Origin of the sequence: Thioalkalivibrio sp. ALE14 (assembly GCF_000376845.1) — a bacterium.
Taxonomy (GTDB): Bacteria; Pseudomonadota; Gammaproteobacteria; order Ectothiorhodospirales; family Ectothiorhodospiraceae; genus Thioalkalivibrio.
Map to the genome: position 1 here is coordinate 22,454 of NZ_AQXY01000017.1, position 15,178 is coordinate 37,631.

Consider the following 15,178-nt stretch of genomic DNA (forward strand, 5'->3'; position numbering starts at 1 on the left):
TGAGGCCCTTTGGAATCGCTTCATAGAGCCGTTTAAGGCCGATCCGGGGTGTTGGGAAACCATCTGAGGGTGCGCACTCATAATGATGGGGTCCCCTGTTCGAATCAGGGCGTAGCCACCACCGAATCCCGACAGGGGCTGCCATCGTCATGGCAGCCCCTGTTTCGTTTGGGCTGCCGTCGCTGGCAGCCGTATTGCCGGTGTGCAGGGGCTCGGATAGACTGCGCGCCGGGTCGCGTGCGTGCGCGCGGGCGGCCTCTCAAGGGAGCAACCTCGGACGAATCCATGAAACGCTACGGAATCCGCATCCGCATGCCGGAAGGCAGCACCATGGCCATGCCGCACCTGCTGGGGCCGGACTGGGAATCCTATCGCTGGTACGACAGCGAGCCAGCACGCGAGAAGGCGCTGGCGGACATGCAGCGCGACCTCCCCAACTACCGCAAGGGCGATCACCCCGCCCAGGTCCTCGAGCGCGTCGAACGCGACGCCTGATTCCGCGCCGGGTTCCCTCCCGGGCGCCTCGGGGGTCAGCCGAGGTTCAGTGGTTCCATCAGGTAGCACAGGCAGTCCTGGGCGATGACCCGGGTGTCCAGCGTGAGCATGGAGGGCATGGCCTGGCGTTTCAGTCGGATCTCCTGGCTGGCACGTTCCAGATAGTCTCCGGTGACCTCCGAGCCGTCCTCGGCGATGGCGACCAGCGGGTCATCGGCATCCCTGTGTACGTTCACCAGGCGCGACCCGGCGGGCAATAGCTGGAAGTTCAGGCCGTCGAGGTCGGGCTCCAGGCGGATGTCGTGCTGTGCCTCCAGCCCGACCTGCAGCCCCGGCCGCACCCGGACCTGGGCCACTGTATGGAAGATCTCGATGGCGCCCTCGCGCGGTGGTGCAGATGGAAAGTGGTCCAGGTGCAGCACCGCGTCGATCATTTCGCGGGCGTGGTCGATCCCGGCCGCGTCCCCCGGGTGGCCGCACTCCAGAGTGACGGCGGGTGCGATGTGTGCCAGTGCCATCGAGGCCACCCCGCGCGGCCGCGTGAAGTAGACCACCGTGCGCCCAAAAAGCGCGGCCAGGTTCAGGAACGGCGTGTCCAGGCGGTTGATGCAGGCGTAATGGGGGTTGCGCCCGGTGTTGTTGTGCAGGTCGATCGCCGCGAACAGGCCGCGCCCCTCCAGCCGCCGGCATAACTCGGCAAAGATATCCGCCTCGCGCGAGCCGCCCTGTTCGGTGCCCGGCCAGATGCGGTTGAAGTCCGGCTGGTCGTCGAGGTGACGCTGGTTCAGGGCGGCCGCCTGCGGGTTGCCCACGATCAGGGTCAGCGCGCGCGGCAGCGGGCGCCCGGTGTAGTGACGCAGGAGCTGCTGCACCGCGTGCAGGCCCACCGGCTCGTTGCCGTGCAGTAGCAGAACCACGGCCACCGCAGGTTCGCGCTGGCCCTCGAGATGGATCAGCGCCGGGCCGGGCACGTACTGGTGCAGGGTCTCCGGCGTGGCTTCGAGGAAGCCGTCGGGTAGTTCGAAGTACTCGTGGATCATCTGAGTCACGGGTGAGCGTCTCCTTAGAGGCCCCAGGTGTGGACCGGCGCGCCGGTGTTCTGCCAGCCGCGGTAGGCCCGGACCAGCCCGGGCCAGTCGCGGCCGTGTTGCGCGCCCCAGTCGCGCTGCCAGCGCGTGCCGGTCTGGCGGCTGGCCACGCGTGCGGCGACGATCCCCAGCAGGGCATCACGTTCGGCGGGCTCGATGCCCAGGCGCTCCAGGCCCTCGGCCGCTCGGGGCAGCAGTTCGCGCGTGAGCAGGCGTGGCGCCGGGACGGGGTCGCGGTGGCCCCAGCGCAGGCGGGCGTCCAGACCGTGCCGAGCCGCATTGTAGAAGTTGTCGCGCGCCTCGGAAAACGGGGTGTCCAGCGTGCCATCCGGTGATTCGCTCACCAGGTGCTCGATCAGGCCCAGCGCGAAGGCGGTATTCGCCAGCATATCGATCAGCGACGGGCCCGCCGGCAGGCAGCGAAACTCGAGGCGCAGGCTGCGCCGGCCATCGGCGTCGCAGCCGACGATCGGGCGATTCCAGCGCCAGATGGTGCCGTTGTGGAAGGCGAGATGCGCCAGCTGGTCGGGCGGTTCGTCGAGCGCGACTGGCAACAGGACCGGGAAGTGCTCGAGGTTTTCGGTGAACAATTCGCCGATCGAGGCGTGCAGGTAGCCGGTGCCGAAGGTCACGCGCCGGATCGGTCCGCGCGCCGAGTCGGCGAACCCGCCGACCTCCACCGATTGCTCGAACAGCGGGATGCGGCTCTCGGCCCACAGGTCGTGACCGAAGATGTAGGGCGTATTACCGGCGGCGGCGAGGACCGGGGCGGCGGCCACCAGCGAGGCATTGTAGGCCCGGTGGGCGACGTCGGGCCGGGTCTCGATATGCACCTGGAAGGAGGTCGCTGCCGCCTCCAGCATCACGTCCGAATGGCGGTGCTGCAGGTGCTCGTGGCCGACAATGTCCACCTCCAGCGGGCGCTGGGCGCGCTGTTCCAGGATGGCGCTGTTCAGCGCCCGGTAGCGTGCCTGATGGGACATGTGGTGGAGCCCGAGATCGGCCGGATCCAGGGTCGGGAGGCTGCCGGCCATCAGCAGTTCGGCGCCGGAATGGCGGGCGGCCCGGCGTGCCTGGCGCAGGGTCTCGCGCAGCTCCTCGAGGATCGCGCCGAAGCAGCCGGGCCCGGTGCGAAAGACGCTGCTGTTCAGCTCGACATTGAATTGCGCCAGCTCGGGGGTGGCCAGCGGGCTGTCCATCGCCACGAGGAAGGCATCGTTGACCGGCAGCGGGCGCCCCTGGGCATCGCACAGCCAGGCCTCGATCTCGAAGCCGAGGCGCGGGGGCGGCGCGGGGTCCTCCACCGGCTGCGTGCGCAGCCACTCCAGCAGGCGGGCCGTTTCGTCCGCGAGGGCCTCGTGGAAGCGCGAGAAATCCGCCGCGCCGAAGTGCTCCTCACGGATCTCGCGGCCCACTAGTCCTCGTCCCGGTCGTCGGCGTCCGCTGCTTCGTCGTACAGGCTCTCCAGGAGATCGCCCCAGATTTGCTCGTGGTGCTCGATGAAGGCGAGCAGTACCTTGCGGAAGGCGAGGTAGTCGGCTTCAAAGGCCTCGAAGTCGGCGCCGCCATTCAGCAGCTTCGCGGCGCGGTCGGTTTGCTGCAGGCTGTCGCGCAGGTTGAGGCTGGCGGCCATCGCGCCCTTTACGCGTTCGCGCTCGTGCGGAATCCAGGCGCGATCGGACAGCATGGAGCGCAGGTTCTCGCCCAGCTCCAGCAGGCGCTTGCGCAGGCGCGGGACCGCCCCGATCGTGCCGGTCTTGAGCTCGCCCCAGACGGCATCGGTGATCAGCCGCGACCAGCGCTCGCGCAGATCCCGCACGGTGTCGGGGTCGAACGCGAACGACTGCTCCAGTTGTTGCGGATCAAATGCCATTGGGTATCCTGATCGGCGGAGTCGGGGATGCGCGGCTTGTGCGGTCGAAAGGCCGGAGACCGGAATAGCCCCGCGCCCGGTAGCGTCCTACAGGGTACAAGAACAAGCAAGGCCGCACGTACGGCCTGCGGATGGAGGAAATGCAACATGGCGACCTGGTTCGCGCAGCGCAGGCTGCGCCAGAAGGTATGCGACCTGAGGCCCCAGATGTACCGCATGGCCTTCGCGTGGTGTCACGACGCCGCGCTGGCGGATGATCTGGTCCAGGAGGCAATGATGAAGGCCCTGACGCGGCTGAAGTCGTTGCAGGACGAGAGCGCCCTGAAGGCCTGGGTGTTCCGCATCATGACCAACTGCTACCGCGACTGGGGCCGGCGGCAGAAGGACACGGTGGATGTGGACAGCATGGAGCTGCCCTGCGAGGACTGCCCCGAGCAGCAGACCGAACGCAACCGCATGGTGGCGGACGTTCACCGGGCGATGGCCGAACTGAGCACCGATCACCGGCAGGTGGTCGCGCTGGTGGACCTGGAGGGCTTTGCCTACTCCGAGGTCTCGGAGGTGCTGGACGTACCGATCGGCACCGTGATGAGTCGCCTGAGCCGGGCTCGGGCGCAGCTGAAGAAGGTGCTGCTGGAGCAGCAGGCCGACACGGGGAAAGCGGCCGATACACCCTATCTCAAGGTAGTGAGGAATCGGCATGTCGAATGAACGACTGAGTGCGAAGAACCGGCCCAGCGAGGAGATCCTCAATGCCTTCGTGGATGGCGAATTCTCGCCGGAGGATCGTCTCTACACCCTGAAGACGATTGCCTCCAGCGAGCACCTGAGCCGCGAGGTCTGCGACATGCACCAGCTCAAGGAGCTGGTGAACATGGCGTACGAGGACGTGCCGGCCGGTCGTGCGGGCGCCCCGGGCGGGCGCTGCCGGTTGTCGCGCGGCGGGCGTTCGGCCTGGTTCCCGTCAGTGGCCGCCGGGGTGCTCGCGCTGGTCGTGGGTTCGCTGGGCGGCTACGAGATCACCCGCGACGCCGGTTTCTTCGGCGGCGGCTCGTCGGCCGCGATCGAGCGCGACTCCGGGGCCCTGTCCCGGGTGGCAAGCAGCGATCGGGCTGGCGGTGCGGCGGCCACGCAGCCCGTGTTTTCGGCCACCGAGACCGACCAGATCCTGCTGCACATCAACGAGGCCGATACGCGTGCGATGGCCGAGCTGCTGGACGACATCGAGAGTATGTACCGCGAGGCGGCCAGCGTCGGGCGCGACCTGAATGTGCAGGTGGTGGTGCACAATAACGCGATGGATCTGCTGCGCGCCGACAGCGCCCCGTATCCGGAGCGTGTCGCCAGCATGGCGCAGGACTACCCCACGCTGCGCTTTACCGCCTGTGCGCAGACCCTCAACCGCCTGGCGCGCGAGGAGGGAAAGGCGGTCGATATCCTGCCCCAGGCCGAGCTGATTGATTCCGGCGTCGCCGAGGCGGCTCGCCGTCAGGCCGAGGGCTGGATCTACATCAAGGTCTGATCCGGTGTCTCCGGAGTCTCGATGAACGCCGATCGACGAGCAATACGCCCCGGCTGGTTTCTGGCCGGGGCGTTGTTGTTGATGCTGATGGCGGGCGGTGCGACGGCCCTGTTGTTTGGCACCATCGCCAAGGCACCGGCGGCCGATGAGCCGCTACGGGTCGTCTATCACATCAATACCGATGACCCGGAACTCCACCTGAACGCCCTGCGCAACCTGCAGAATCACATCGATGGCACCCCGGCCGATATGCCGCTGGAGATCAAGGTATTGACGCATGGCAGCGGCATCAGTCTGCTCCAGAATGCGCGCACGGATCCGGACCTGCGCAGCACCGTCAATACCCTCAAGCTGCAGGACGTGCGCTTCCTGGTGTGTGGCAACACGATGGAGACGCGCGGCATCGAGCGCGAGGCGTTGCACGAGGTTGCGGAGAAGGATGTCGTGCCCAGCGGGATCGTTGAACTGACCCGCCTGCAGCGGGCCGGGTATACCTACATCAAGCCTTGACCGGCGTCGCCCCGCTTTCATGCGGGCCGGCGCGAGCGCTCAGCGCTTTTGAAGTTCGGCGTCCAGCGCCGCCAGGCGCTCCGGGGTGCCGATGTCGCGCCACTCGCCGGTGTGGCGCTCGCCGGTGACCCGGCCGGCCGCAATGGCCTCGCGCAGCAGGGGGCCAAGAGCGCGCCGACCCGGCGGCAGGTCCCGGAACAGGGCCGGGTCGTACCAGCCGATGCCGCTGAAGGTCAGCATCTCGCCACCTTCCAGCCCGACCCGGTCGCCGTCCAGGGCAAAATCGCCCTGCGCGTGATGTTCCGGGTTGGGGACCAGCACGAGATGCGCGAGGGGGCGGTCAGCGCCCGCCTTCATCGTCTCCGGCGGCGTCAGCGGATGGTCGCACCAGACATCGCCGTTGACGACCAGAAACGGTTCGTCGCCCAGTCGGTCGAGGGCCTGGCGGATGCCGCCGGCAGTCTCCAGTGCGCCTTCGGGCTCCGGCGAATAATGAATGAGCAGGCCGGCGTGATGGTCGCCCAGGGCCGCGCGAATCTGATCACCCCGATGCGCCAGGTTGATCACAGCCTCTTCGTAGCCCGCGGCCTTCAGGCGGTCCAGTGTGTAGCGGATCAGAGGCTTCCCTCTGGCCGGCAGCAACGGTTTCGGGCAGTGGTCGGTGAGCGGTCGCATGCGTTCGCCGCGTCCGGCGGCCAGGATCATCGCGCGCATCGCCTAGTCCTCCCGCAGTCGCTCGGGCATGTGCTGGTCGAACCATGCGGCGACCGGTGCCAGGTCCGGATGGGTCAGCCCCTGCGCCAGCAGGCGGTGCAGGCGGGGCAGGTGTTCCAGGTAGCGGGGCTTGGCATCGCGCCGGGCCAGGCGCACGAAGATCCCGAGGATCTTGGTGGTGCGCTGGACGCCGAGGACGCGATAGTGGCGCATGAAGGCCTCGCGGTCGCCGGCGGTCCCGGCGAAGTAGCGTTGCAGTCCGCGTTCCACTGTGTCCGGCGATACCTCGCGACGGGCATCCTCCAGCAGCGAGACGACATCGTAGGCCGGGCTGCCGATCACCGCGTCCTGGAAGTCCAGCACGGCGCAGCCGCGGTCCTCGCCGGGCGGCAGCATCAGGTTGTCGACGTGGAAGTCGCGCAGAACCAGTGTGTCGTCGAGGGCGGGGAGACCTTCGAGGGTCTCGCGCCAGGCTTCCAGGAACGTGTCGCGCTGCGTCGGTTCCATCGCGGTACCGTGACGTTCCGGCCAGTACCAGTCGGCAAACAGGACAGCCTCGTCGAGCAGGCGCGGCGTGTCGTAGGCGGGGAGGGCCGGGGCGTTCGCGGCCGTGACCGGCCGGGCACGGTGGAGCTGGATCAGGGTGTCGATCGCCCGGTCGTACAGCGGGCCCTCCGCGGCGCCTTCGGTCAGGGCCCGGGTAAAGGTCCGGTCGCCGAGGTCCTCGAGCAGGACAAAGCCGGCCGCCGGGTCGTGCGTCAGCACGTGCGGCGGGCGCAGCCCCAGCGACTCCAGCAGCCCGGCGATCTGCACGAACGGTTCGGTGGCCTCGCGCTCCGGCGGGGCGTCCATCAGTACCACCGACTCGCCGTCGCGCCGCAGGCGGAAATAGCGCCGGAAGCTGGCGTCCGCGCGCAACAGCGCCAGGTCGGTGAACGTCCCCGGCTGATGTTCCAGCCAGTCCTTGAGCAACTGGCTGCGGGCGTCGTCCGGGATCATGCGCCGGCCTCCGCCGGGTGTTGGCCGGGTACGCGCTGGATGCGGGTATCGAGCTGGCCGTCCGGTTGTAATTCCAGCACCCGATAGCCGGGGTGCTCGGTATCCAGCGCAAACCGCTCGGCGCCAGGGGCGAACTGGACGCAGGTGGAGGGGCAGCCGAGCAGCTCGACGCCCCGGCGCTCGCCGCGGAAGTCCTGGTGAATGTGGCCGAACAGGCAGGCGCGCACGCGCGGATGACGATCCAGTACTGCGAACAGGTCGTCCGGGTTGGTCAGGCCGATACGATCCATCCAGACGCTTTCGATCGACACGACGGGATGGTGGACGGCGATCACCGCCCAGTGCGCCGGGTGGGCGGTCAGGACCTGATCCAGACGTTCCAGTTCGGCGGGCACGATGCGTCCCGCTGCCTGGCCGGAGACCGCCGAGTTGATGCCGACCAGGATCCACTCGCCGAGTACGCGGTGCCCGTCCAGGGCGTGCCCGGCAGCCGTAAAGGCGCGATTGAGGGCGGACCAGTCGTCGTGGTTCCCGGCCAGGCCCGCCACCGCCCAGTCGGGCATGTGCCGGTCCAGCAGGCCCAGCAGGCGCGTGTAGGCGTCCGGCGCGGGGTCCTCGGCCAGGTCGCCGGTCAGCCACAGCAGGTCCGGGCGGGGCTCGTCCCGCGCAAGCGCCTCGAGGACCCGCGCGAGCTGATGGTCACTGTCCGGATAGCCGGGCCGGATCGGGCCCGGTTCCCGGCCCAGGTGGGTGTCGCTGATCTGGAGAATGCGTTGCATGCGGGGCGTGTCGATTTCTCTGGGGCCTGGGTTGTGCATAGGAACGCGTTTTCGTATTTGCCGCCCGGCGGGGTTATTGCCCTATACTCGGTCGGGTGTACCGCGTATCGCGCCGGGGCCTTTCCGCATGGGGCGGGAAAGGGGCCTGGCGAGGGGCCCGAGATGAGCCAGGAAACCAAGACCCGCCCGGATGCCGGGTACCGTCCGTCCGAGGACGAACCCTACATGAATCCGCGTCAGCTGGACTACTTTCGCGCCAAGCTCGAGGCCTGGCGTGCGGAGCTGATCAATGAATCGGAGCAGACCCTGGAACACCTGCGCAGCGAGAGCTGGCAGGAGCCCGATCCCAATGACCGCGCCAGCCACGAGACGGACGCCGGCCTGGAGCTGCGCACGCGGGATCGCTACCGCAAGCTGCTGAACAAGATCGACGAGGCGCTGGCGCGCATTGATCGCGGCGAATACGGCTACTGCGAGGAGACCGGCGAGCCGATCGGCATTGCCCGGCTGGAGGCACGGCCTATCGCCACGCTGAGCGTGGCCGCCCAGGAGGCCCATGAACGTGACGAGGCCCGCTACGCGCAGTAGGGTCCGCCGCGCGCGTTGCGCGGCTACGCGGGGTCCAGTGTGCGGGTGAACACGCGCGAGTTGCGCGCCTGGTTGTAGCGGGTCTGACGGCTCGCGGGCAGGTCCTCCACCTGGCCCGGCGTGTAGCCGCGCTCCTGGAACCACTGGGCGGTGCGGGTGGTGAGCACGAACACGCGCCGGATGCCCTGTTCCCGCGCCAGCTGTTCCATGGCGTGCAGCAGGCGGTCGCCGCGGCCGCTCCCGCGGTAGTCCGTGTGCAGGGCCAGACAGGCGATCTCGGCCGCATCCGCCTCGAAGGGGTAGAGCGCGGCGGTGCCAATGATCAGGCCGTCGGCCTCCAGCACCTGGAAACGGTCGATCTCCAGTTCCAGGTGCTCCCGCGCGCGGTGCACCAGGATGCCTTCGGCCTCCAGTGGTTCCAGCAGGGCATGGATGCCACCGACGTCGTCCAGCGTGGCCGGGCGCAGGCGTTCCAGTGGCTCGCGCGAGACCAGTGTCCCGATCCCCTGGCGGGTGAACAGCTCGGTCAGCAGCCCGCCGTCGTCGTGCCGGTCCACCAGGTGCACGCGCATCTCGCGCCGGTGGCAGGCGTCGATCGCGCTCCTCAGGTGGTTGGCCAGTTCCTCCGGCATGCCGCCGGCGGTCTCCAGCAGTTCCCGTGCGGCCGGCACCGTGAGCTGGTCGAGCACGCCGTGCTCGGGGTCGCGCAGCACCCCGGCCTCGGTCAGAAAGATCAGCTTGTTGGCGTTCAGCGCGATCGCCACCTGGGTCGCGACATCCTCGCCGGACAGATTGAACACCTCGCCGGTGGGCGAGTAGCCAAGTGGCGAGACCAGGGCGACCTGCTCGCGGTCCAGCAAGGCCGTCAGTGCGTCGGTGTCCACTCCGCGCACTTCGCCGGTGTAGTGGAAGTCCACGCCGTCGCGCACGCCCAGCGGGCGGGCGGTGACGAAGTTGCCGCTGGCCACGCGCAGCCGGGCGTTGCCGGTACCCGGCTGCCCCAGACTGCGCGACAGCAGGCCCTCGATCTGCAGGCGTAGCCGGCCGACCGCATCCAGCACTGCTTCCAGTGCCGGGGCATCGGTCACGCGCAGGCCGTTCGCGTAGGCCGGGGTCAGTCCACGTTCGGCCATCCGCGCCTCGATCTGCGGGCGGGCGCCGTAGACCAGCACGACCTGGATGCCGAGGGCATTGAGCTTGGCGATGTCGCGCATCAGCGCCGGGAATTCCGGCGCCTGGGCGGCCTCGCCCGCCAGCGCGATCACCATGGTGCGCCCGCGATGGGCCGCGATGTACGGCACGGCATCGCGGAACCACGCTAGCTCCCCGGGCTGCGGGGTCCGGCGCAAGGGTGTTGCCGCGCGAGCGGATGGGCTGGGTGTGGCGGTCACGTGGCTGTCCGTTTCCTGTGGATGTCCCCTGACCCGACAGTCTAGGGAAACACGGATCAATTTGCGCGTGCGGAGCCCAGGGCCGCGTTGCCCCGAAAAGGCGTCAGTCGTTCCCGCCGACAAGCCGCCCGAGGTCCGGTACGCGATCGCCCGCCTCGACGCCGTGCATTGCAAACCACCCGGCGTTGACCTCCAGGGCGTAGGGCACGGGACGTTTCGCCTCGTGGATGCGGGTGGAGTGGGGCGTCATGGATGCGATGTTGGTGATCGTGAAATCCGCATCGATGAAGGCCACATCCAGCGGGATGCGGGTGTTCTGCATCCACATGCCGTACTGCGCCGCGCGAGGCCAGATGAACAGCATTCCGTGATCCTCGGGCAGGTGGTCGCGGTGCATCAGGCCGATGCGGCGACTGCGCTCGGTGGCGGCGATTTCGATGCTGAGCGTCTGCTCACCGACGTTGACCTCGGAGGTCGGTAGTCCTTGCTCCCCGTGCGCGAGGCTCGCGCCGAGGACAAGAAGCAGCAGCCCGGCAAGGCCGGGGAGTGCCCGGCCCCAGGCCCAGGGCGAGGCCGTCACAGGTTATTCGCCGCTCATGCGCCCCACGGCGCAGCTGGCGAAGGACTTGGCCTTGGCGCTGGCGGAACCCCAGCCGGAGACCGAGCCGACCTCGGGGTAGCCCATGCTGGCCAGCTTGGCCGCCACCGCCTCGCGGGCGTTGTCCGGGGCCTCGACCTCGACTGCACCGCCTTCCACGTCCACCTCGGCGCCGGTGACGCCCTCGACCTGCAGCAGGCCCTTGCGGATGGAGCTGGCGCAGCCGCCGCATTTGATGTTTTCGACTTCGATTTTCATTGCTGACACCTCGGAATACTGGGGTTTGTATCGCTCATTATGTACGATTCCGCCTCTGCATAAACGTTCACGAGATCATCCATGCCTGCCTATCGCTCTCGCACCACCACCCATGGCCGTAATATGGCCGGCGCCCGCGCCCTGTGGCGTGCCACCGGCATGAAGGACGGCGACTTCGGCAAGCCGATTATCGCCATTGCCAACTCCTTCACCCAGTTCGTGCCCGGGCATGTGCACCTGAAGGACCTGGGTCAGCTGGTGGCCGGCGAGGTGGAAAAGGCCGGTGGCGTGGCCAAGGAATTCAACACCATCGCGGTGGACGACGGCATCGCGATGGGCCACAGCGGGATGCTCTACTCCTTGCCCTCGCGCGAGATTATCGCGGATTCCGTGGAGTACATGGTCAACGCGCACTGCGCCGATGCCCTGGTCTGCATCTCCAACTGCGACAAGATCACCCCCGGCATGCTGATGGCCGCGATGCGCCTGAACATCCCGGTGGTGTTCGTCTCCGGCGGGCCGATGGAGGCCGGCAAGGTGCAGGCCCCGGGCAGCGACAAGGTTATCCACCTGGACCTGGTGGACGCGATGGTCAAGGCCGCGGACTCGAATGCCTCGGACGAGGAGGTGGAGTCCATCGAGCGCTCCGCCTGCCCGACCTGCGGCTCCTGCTCCGGCATGTTTACCGCCAACTCGATGAACTGCCTGACCGAGGCCCTGGGCCTGTCGCTGCCGGGCAACGGCTCGCTGCTGGCCACTCATGCCGGGCGCAAGTCGCTGTTCGAGCAGGCCGGCAAGCGCGTGGTCGAGCTGGCCAAGCGTTACTACGAGCAGGATGATGCCTCGGTGCTGCCGCGTTCCATCGCGACCTTCGAGGCCTTCGAGAACGCGATGAGTCTGGATATCGCGATGGGCGGCTCCACCAACACCGTGCTGCACCTGCTGGCCGCGGCGCGCGAGGGCGAGGTGGATTTCACCATGGCCGACATCGACCGCCTGTCGCGCAAGGTGCCGAACCTGTGCAAGGTCGCCCCGGCCACCCAGCTCTACCACATGGAGGACGTGCACCGCGCCGGGGGCGTGGTCGGCATCCTGGCCGAGCTGGATCGCGGTGGCCTGATCCATCGCGATATCCCCACCGTGCATGCCGACACCATGGGCCAGGCGCTGGAGCAGTGGGACGTGATGCGCCACGCCGCCGCCTCCGAGACGCTGTACAAGGCCGCGCCGGGTGGCGTGCCCACCCAGGTTGCGTTCAGCCAGGACAAGAGCTGGGACAGCCTGGACATCGACCGCGAGAACGGCTGCATCCGCGACATCGAGCACGCCTACTCGCAGGACGGTGGTCTGGCCGTGCTGTACGGCAACATGGCCCCGGACGGCTGCATCGTGAAGACCGCCGGCGTGGACGAGAGCATCCTGAAGTTCTCCGGTCCCGCGCGGGTATTCGAGAGCCAGGACGCGGCCGTCGAGGCCATCCTCGGTGACCAGGTGCAGGCCGGCGACGTGGTGATCATCCGCTACGAGGGCCCGAAGGGCGGCCCGGGGATGCAGGAGATGCTTTACCCGACCTCGTATCTGAAGTCGAAGGGTCTGGGCAAGGAATGCGCGCTGATTACCGACGGGCGCTTCTCCGGCGGCACCTCCGGGCTGTCCATCGGCCACGTCTCGCCGGAGGCGGCACAGGGCGGCGCGATCGGCCTGATCGAGGAGGGTGACACCATCGTGATCGACATCCCCGGGCGCGAGATCCGCATCGACGTCGATGACGCCACGCTGGCGGCCCGGCGCGAGGCCATGGAGGCCCGCGGCCCGAAGGCCTGGAAGCCGGAGTCGCGGAACCGCCAGGTGTCCCAGGCCCTGCGCGCCTACGCCCTGATGACGACCTCGGCTGCGTTCGGCGCGGTGCGCGACATCTCCCGCTTCGACGAAGCGTAGCCGTTCGACGCGTGGGGCGATCCCGGCCACCGCTTAAAGGTGCTCCGGGGTTGCCCCCTCGGTGCAACCCTCCTTTTGGTGAACCGCGTGCCAGGGGCGACCATGCCGATCTGCTAGCCCCGTTGTGAGACGGTGAACGAGCTGGTCTGGACCTGAAGCTCCGTGGCCAGGCGCGCCAGTTCGTCGCTGGCCGAGGTGGTCTGTTCGGAACCGCTGGCCGTCTGCTCTGCGATCTCGCGGATGCTGACGATGCTGCGGTTCATTTCCTCGGTGGTGGCGCTTTGCTGTTCGGCAGCCGAAGCGATCTGGGTGTTCATCTCGCTGATGTTGCTCACCGCTTGCGTGATCGCTTGCAGTGCCTTTGCGGCCTGGTCGGCCTGTTCGACGCCGGTCTGGGCCTGCTCGCGGCTGTGATCCATCACCTTGACCGCCTCGCGGGCACCGCTTTGCAGGCGTTCGATCATCTCCTCGATCTCCTGGGTGGAGTCCTGGGTGCGCGAGGCGAGGGTGCGAACCTCGTCCGCCACCACCGCGAAGCCGCGCCCGCTCTCTCCGGCTCGAGCGGCTTCAATCGCGGCATTGAGTGCCAGCAGGTTGGTCTGTTCCGCGATGCCCTTGATCACGTCGAGCACAGTGCCGATCGTCTCGCTGTCCGATGACACCCTCTTGATGACCCCGGCCGCGTTTTCGATCTCGCTGGCCAGTTGGCCGATGGACTTGGAGTTTGAAGTCACCACATCCAGTCCGCTGTTCGCCTCGCGGTCGGTATTGCGGGTGGTGTCAGCAGCACTGGCGGCATTGCCGGCGACATCCTGCACGGTAGCCGTCATCTCGTTCATCGCGGTGGCAACCTGATCGGTCTCCTGGCGTTGACGCTCGACGTTGGAGGCGCTTTCGCGCGAGACGGTGGCCAGTTCTTCGGAGGCTGAGGCGAGCTGTTCGGTGGCTCCGATGATTTGCTGGATCAGGGCTTCGAACTGTGTGGCCATGCTGTTGAAACGTTCCCCGACCTCGTGCATCTCGTCCTGGGTGGGGATGGCGACCCGGGTCGTGAGGTCGCCGCTCGCCATGCGCTCGGTTGCCTCATTGAACTGTTCGACGCTGTCCTTGATCGAGCGATACAGCCCGACGAACAGATAGGCGAGCAGCAGAAGAACGCCCACGACCACGGCGATTGCCAGGTTGCGAACGAGCGTGTCGCTGCGGATCCGGTCTGCGAAAAGCGTGTCCAGCTCGGGTGCGGTTGCGTCGTACAGCGTAAAAGTGGCATCGATTGAGCGGGTGGCGGCGTCGAACACCTCGCGGGCGTTGATGTCGATCATGTCGGCGTCCAGCAGCTCTCTCTGCAGGATGTTGGCGAATTCGCCTACGGCGGTTTCGTTGCGCTCGACCAGTCCGCCCAGGCGTTCTCTGAGCACAGGATTGGTGGAGAACGCGGCTTCGAGGCCGGCCGCGAGGTCGCCTGCGATCGCTTCCATGTTGGCGGAGAGCACCGCCAGGCGAATGTGGTTATCCCCGGTGAATTCGCCCGCCGCTGCGGTACCGGAGCCCACCGCCCGGGCCTGTCCCATGGTTTCGGTCAGGTTCAGAAGACCATTGGTCAGGGCGTCGCCGAGATAGTAGCTGTCGAGATGGGGGTCAAGGGTGATCTCGGATGCGTCGGCAACATGGCCGATCAGATCGAGCAGGTCGGCTATCAGAGCGGTATGGCGCTGCAGGCTCTCCGCCGGTGCCATCGTGTCCCCGTCCGTGCGGATGCCCTCCCAGGCCTCTCGAATTCGGTCCAGTTGGCGGCTTGTTCCCAGGGCCTCGCCGAGCTCACGGTCCACCGCTGCCAGGGCTCCCAGCGCCCGGTCAACGTCGTGCGCGATTTCGCGCAATCGGTCGCGTGCGCCTTCGTCACCGCCCAGCAGGGCGGCCATCATGCCGCGGTGCTGCTGGATATATTCCACTGGCTCGCGCGCGGCGTCGATATAGGTCAACCCCTGGCGTTCGTTGGCCACGAAGCGGATGCTTTCATTCAGATTGACCAGGGTGATACCGCTGAGCAGCAGCAGTGGCAACAGGACCACGATGAAAATTAGCCCGAATTTCACCGGATACCGGAAGCGATTCATCAGCCAGGTGGCAGGATGGAAGAAGCCGTCCATGGATGTCCCCTTTTCGTGTTTTTTGCGTCTTTCTTGCGGGTGTCTCGAAGTTCAAGCGGCCAAGCAGCTCGGAATATAGCGGCCGGATGGCCCGGTTCTTGAGACCAAGCTCTTCAAAGCGGGCTCGTGGGGCCGGCGTCAGAGCGCTGCTGGACGTTCGACCCCGGATCCCGAGAGCGGTCACGGTGACATCGGTTGGTGTCCGGCCCGGTTGTTTGTCGTTCCCTGTGTCAGACTGGGCGCTCGACCGGTTGATGTTCTGTGGCTTCTCTCGC

Annotated in this window: 16 protein-coding genes; 6 read left to right on the forward strand and 10 right to left on the reverse strand. The window is 67.6% G+C overall.

Translation table 11 applies throughout. From position 1 onward, the window contains the following. Window positions 1–285 precede the first annotated feature (285 nt). Window positions 286–495, forward strand: a complete 210-nt coding sequence (locus F572_RS0101595) for a hypothetical protein (protein ID WP_017942838.1) — start codon at window positions 286–288, stop codon at window positions 493–495. A gap of 35 nt (window positions 496–530) precedes the next feature. Here F572_RS0101595 and F572_RS0101600 read toward each other — a convergent pair whose 3' ends face one another. Genes F572_RS0101600 through F572_RS0101610 form a run of 3 tightly spaced genes read right to left on the reverse strand, consistent with a single transcriptional unit; the run spans window position 531 to window position 3,456 of the window. Then, window positions 531–1,544, reverse strand: coding sequence for a M14 family metallopeptidase (locus F572_RS0101600; protein WP_026143138.1), 1,014 nt, complete (start codon window positions 1,542–1,544; stop codon window positions 531–533). Between the two features lie 14 nt (window positions 1,545–1,558). Next, window positions 1,559–2,998, reverse strand: coding sequence for a glutamate-cysteine ligase family protein (locus F572_RS0101605; protein WP_017942836.1), 1,440 nt, complete (start codon window positions 2,996–2,998; stop codon window positions 1,559–1,561). After that, window positions 2,998–3,456 carry a hypothetical protein gene (locus F572_RS0101610; RefSeq protein WP_017942835.1) on the reverse strand — a complete coding sequence of 153 codons (459 nt, stop codon included), beginning with the start codon at window positions 3,454–3,456 and terminating at the stop codon, window positions 2,998–3,000. The genes F572_RS0101605 and F572_RS0101610 overlap by 1 nt, the downstream gene beginning before the upstream one ends. 147 nt (window positions 3,457–3,603) lie before the next feature. Between F572_RS0101610 and F572_RS0101615 the strand changes: the two genes are divergently transcribed. The 3 genes from F572_RS0101615 to F572_RS0101625 are packed head-to-tail and all read left to right on the forward strand — an operon-like array spanning window position 3,604 to window position 5,488. Beyond that, the gene (locus F572_RS0101615; protein WP_017942834.1) at window positions 3,604–4,167 is read left to right on the forward strand and encodes an RNA polymerase sigma factor; all 564 of its coding nucleotides are present in this window, start codon (window positions 3,604–3,606) and stop codon (window positions 4,165–4,167) included. Continuing rightward, the gene (locus F572_RS0101620) at window positions 4,157–4,978 is read left to right on the forward strand and encodes a hypothetical protein (RefSeq protein WP_017942833.1); all 822 of its coding nucleotides are present in this window, start codon (window positions 4,157–4,159) and stop codon (window positions 4,976–4,978) included. Before F572_RS0101615 ends, F572_RS0101620 begins: the two co-directional genes overlap by 11 nt. A gap of 21 nt (window positions 4,979–4,999) precedes the next feature. Next, window positions 5,000–5,488 (forward strand): DsrE family protein, encoded by a 489-nt coding sequence (locus F572_RS0101625; RefSeq protein WP_026143137.1) that lies wholly within the window; start codon window positions 5,000–5,002, stop codon window positions 5,486–5,488. Window positions 5,489–5,527: 39 nt separating this feature from the next. Here the strand turns inward: F572_RS0101625 and murU are convergent, their stop codons facing one another. Genes murU through F572_RS0101640 form a run of 3 tightly spaced genes read right to left on the reverse strand, consistent with a single transcriptional unit; the run spans window position 5,528 to window position 7,980 of the window. Continuing rightward, window positions 5,528–6,202, reverse strand: coding sequence for an N-acetylmuramate alpha-1-phosphate uridylyltransferase MurU (gene murU / locus F572_RS0101630; protein WP_017942831.1), 675 nt, complete (start codon window positions 6,200–6,202; stop codon window positions 5,528–5,530). Between the two features lie 3 nt (window positions 6,203–6,205). Then, window positions 6,206–7,201 carry an aminoglycoside phosphotransferase family protein gene (locus tag F572_RS0101635; RefSeq protein ID WP_017942830.1) on the reverse strand — a complete coding sequence of 332 codons (996 nt, stop codon included), beginning with the start codon at window positions 7,199–7,201 and terminating at the stop codon, window positions 6,206–6,208. Beyond that, a complete protein-coding gene (locus F572_RS0101640; RefSeq protein WP_017942829.1) occupies window positions 7,198–7,980 on the reverse strand; it encodes a metallophosphoesterase in 783 nt (260 codons plus the stop codon). The genes F572_RS0101635 and F572_RS0101640 overlap by 4 nt, the downstream gene beginning before the upstream one ends. A 162-nt stretch (window positions 7,981–8,142) precedes the next feature. Between F572_RS0101640 and dksA the strand changes: the two genes are divergently transcribed. Further along, window positions 8,143–8,568, forward strand: coding sequence for an RNA polymerase-binding protein DksA (gene dksA, locus F572_RS0101645; protein WP_017942828.1), 426 nt, complete (start codon window positions 8,143–8,145; stop codon window positions 8,566–8,568). A 23-nt stretch (window positions 8,569–8,591) separates the two neighbouring features. Here dksA and argA read toward each other — a convergent pair whose 3' ends face one another. The 3 genes from argA to F572_RS0101660 form a co-directional block, all read right to left on the reverse strand. After that, window positions 8,592–9,959 (reverse strand): amino-acid N-acetyltransferase, encoded by a 1,368-nt coding sequence (argA, locus tag F572_RS0101650; protein ID WP_038033923.1) that lies wholly within the window; start codon window positions 9,957–9,959, stop codon window positions 8,592–8,594. A gap of 103 nt (window positions 9,960–10,062) precedes the next feature. After that, window positions 10,063–10,539, reverse strand: a complete 477-nt coding sequence (locus F572_RS0101655) for a DUF192 domain-containing protein (protein WP_017942826.1) — start codon at window positions 10,537–10,539, stop codon at window positions 10,063–10,065. Window positions 10,540–10,542: 3 nt separating this feature from the next. After that, window positions 10,543–10,815 carry a heavy-metal-associated domain-containing protein gene (locus F572_RS0101660; RefSeq protein ID WP_017942825.1) on the reverse strand — a complete coding sequence of 91 codons (273 nt, stop codon included), beginning with the start codon at window positions 10,813–10,815 and terminating at the stop codon, window positions 10,543–10,545. Between the two features lie 81 nt (window positions 10,816–10,896). Between F572_RS0101660 and ilvD the strand changes: the two genes are divergently transcribed. Next, complete coding sequence (gene ilvD / locus F572_RS0101665; protein ID WP_017942824.1) at window positions 10,897–12,753, forward strand: dihydroxy-acid dehydratase; 1,857 nt, start codon at window positions 10,897–10,899, stop codon at window positions 12,751–12,753. A gap of 113 nt (window positions 12,754–12,866) precedes the next feature. Here the strand turns inward: ilvD and F572_RS0101670 are convergent, their stop codons facing one another. Next, on the reverse strand, window positions 12,867–14,903 hold the full coding sequence (locus F572_RS0101670; RefSeq protein ID WP_017942823.1) for a methyl-accepting chemotaxis protein: 2,037 nt from the start codon (window positions 14,901–14,903) through the stop codon (window positions 12,867–12,869). Between the last annotated feature and the right edge of the window lie 275 nt (window positions 14,904–15,178).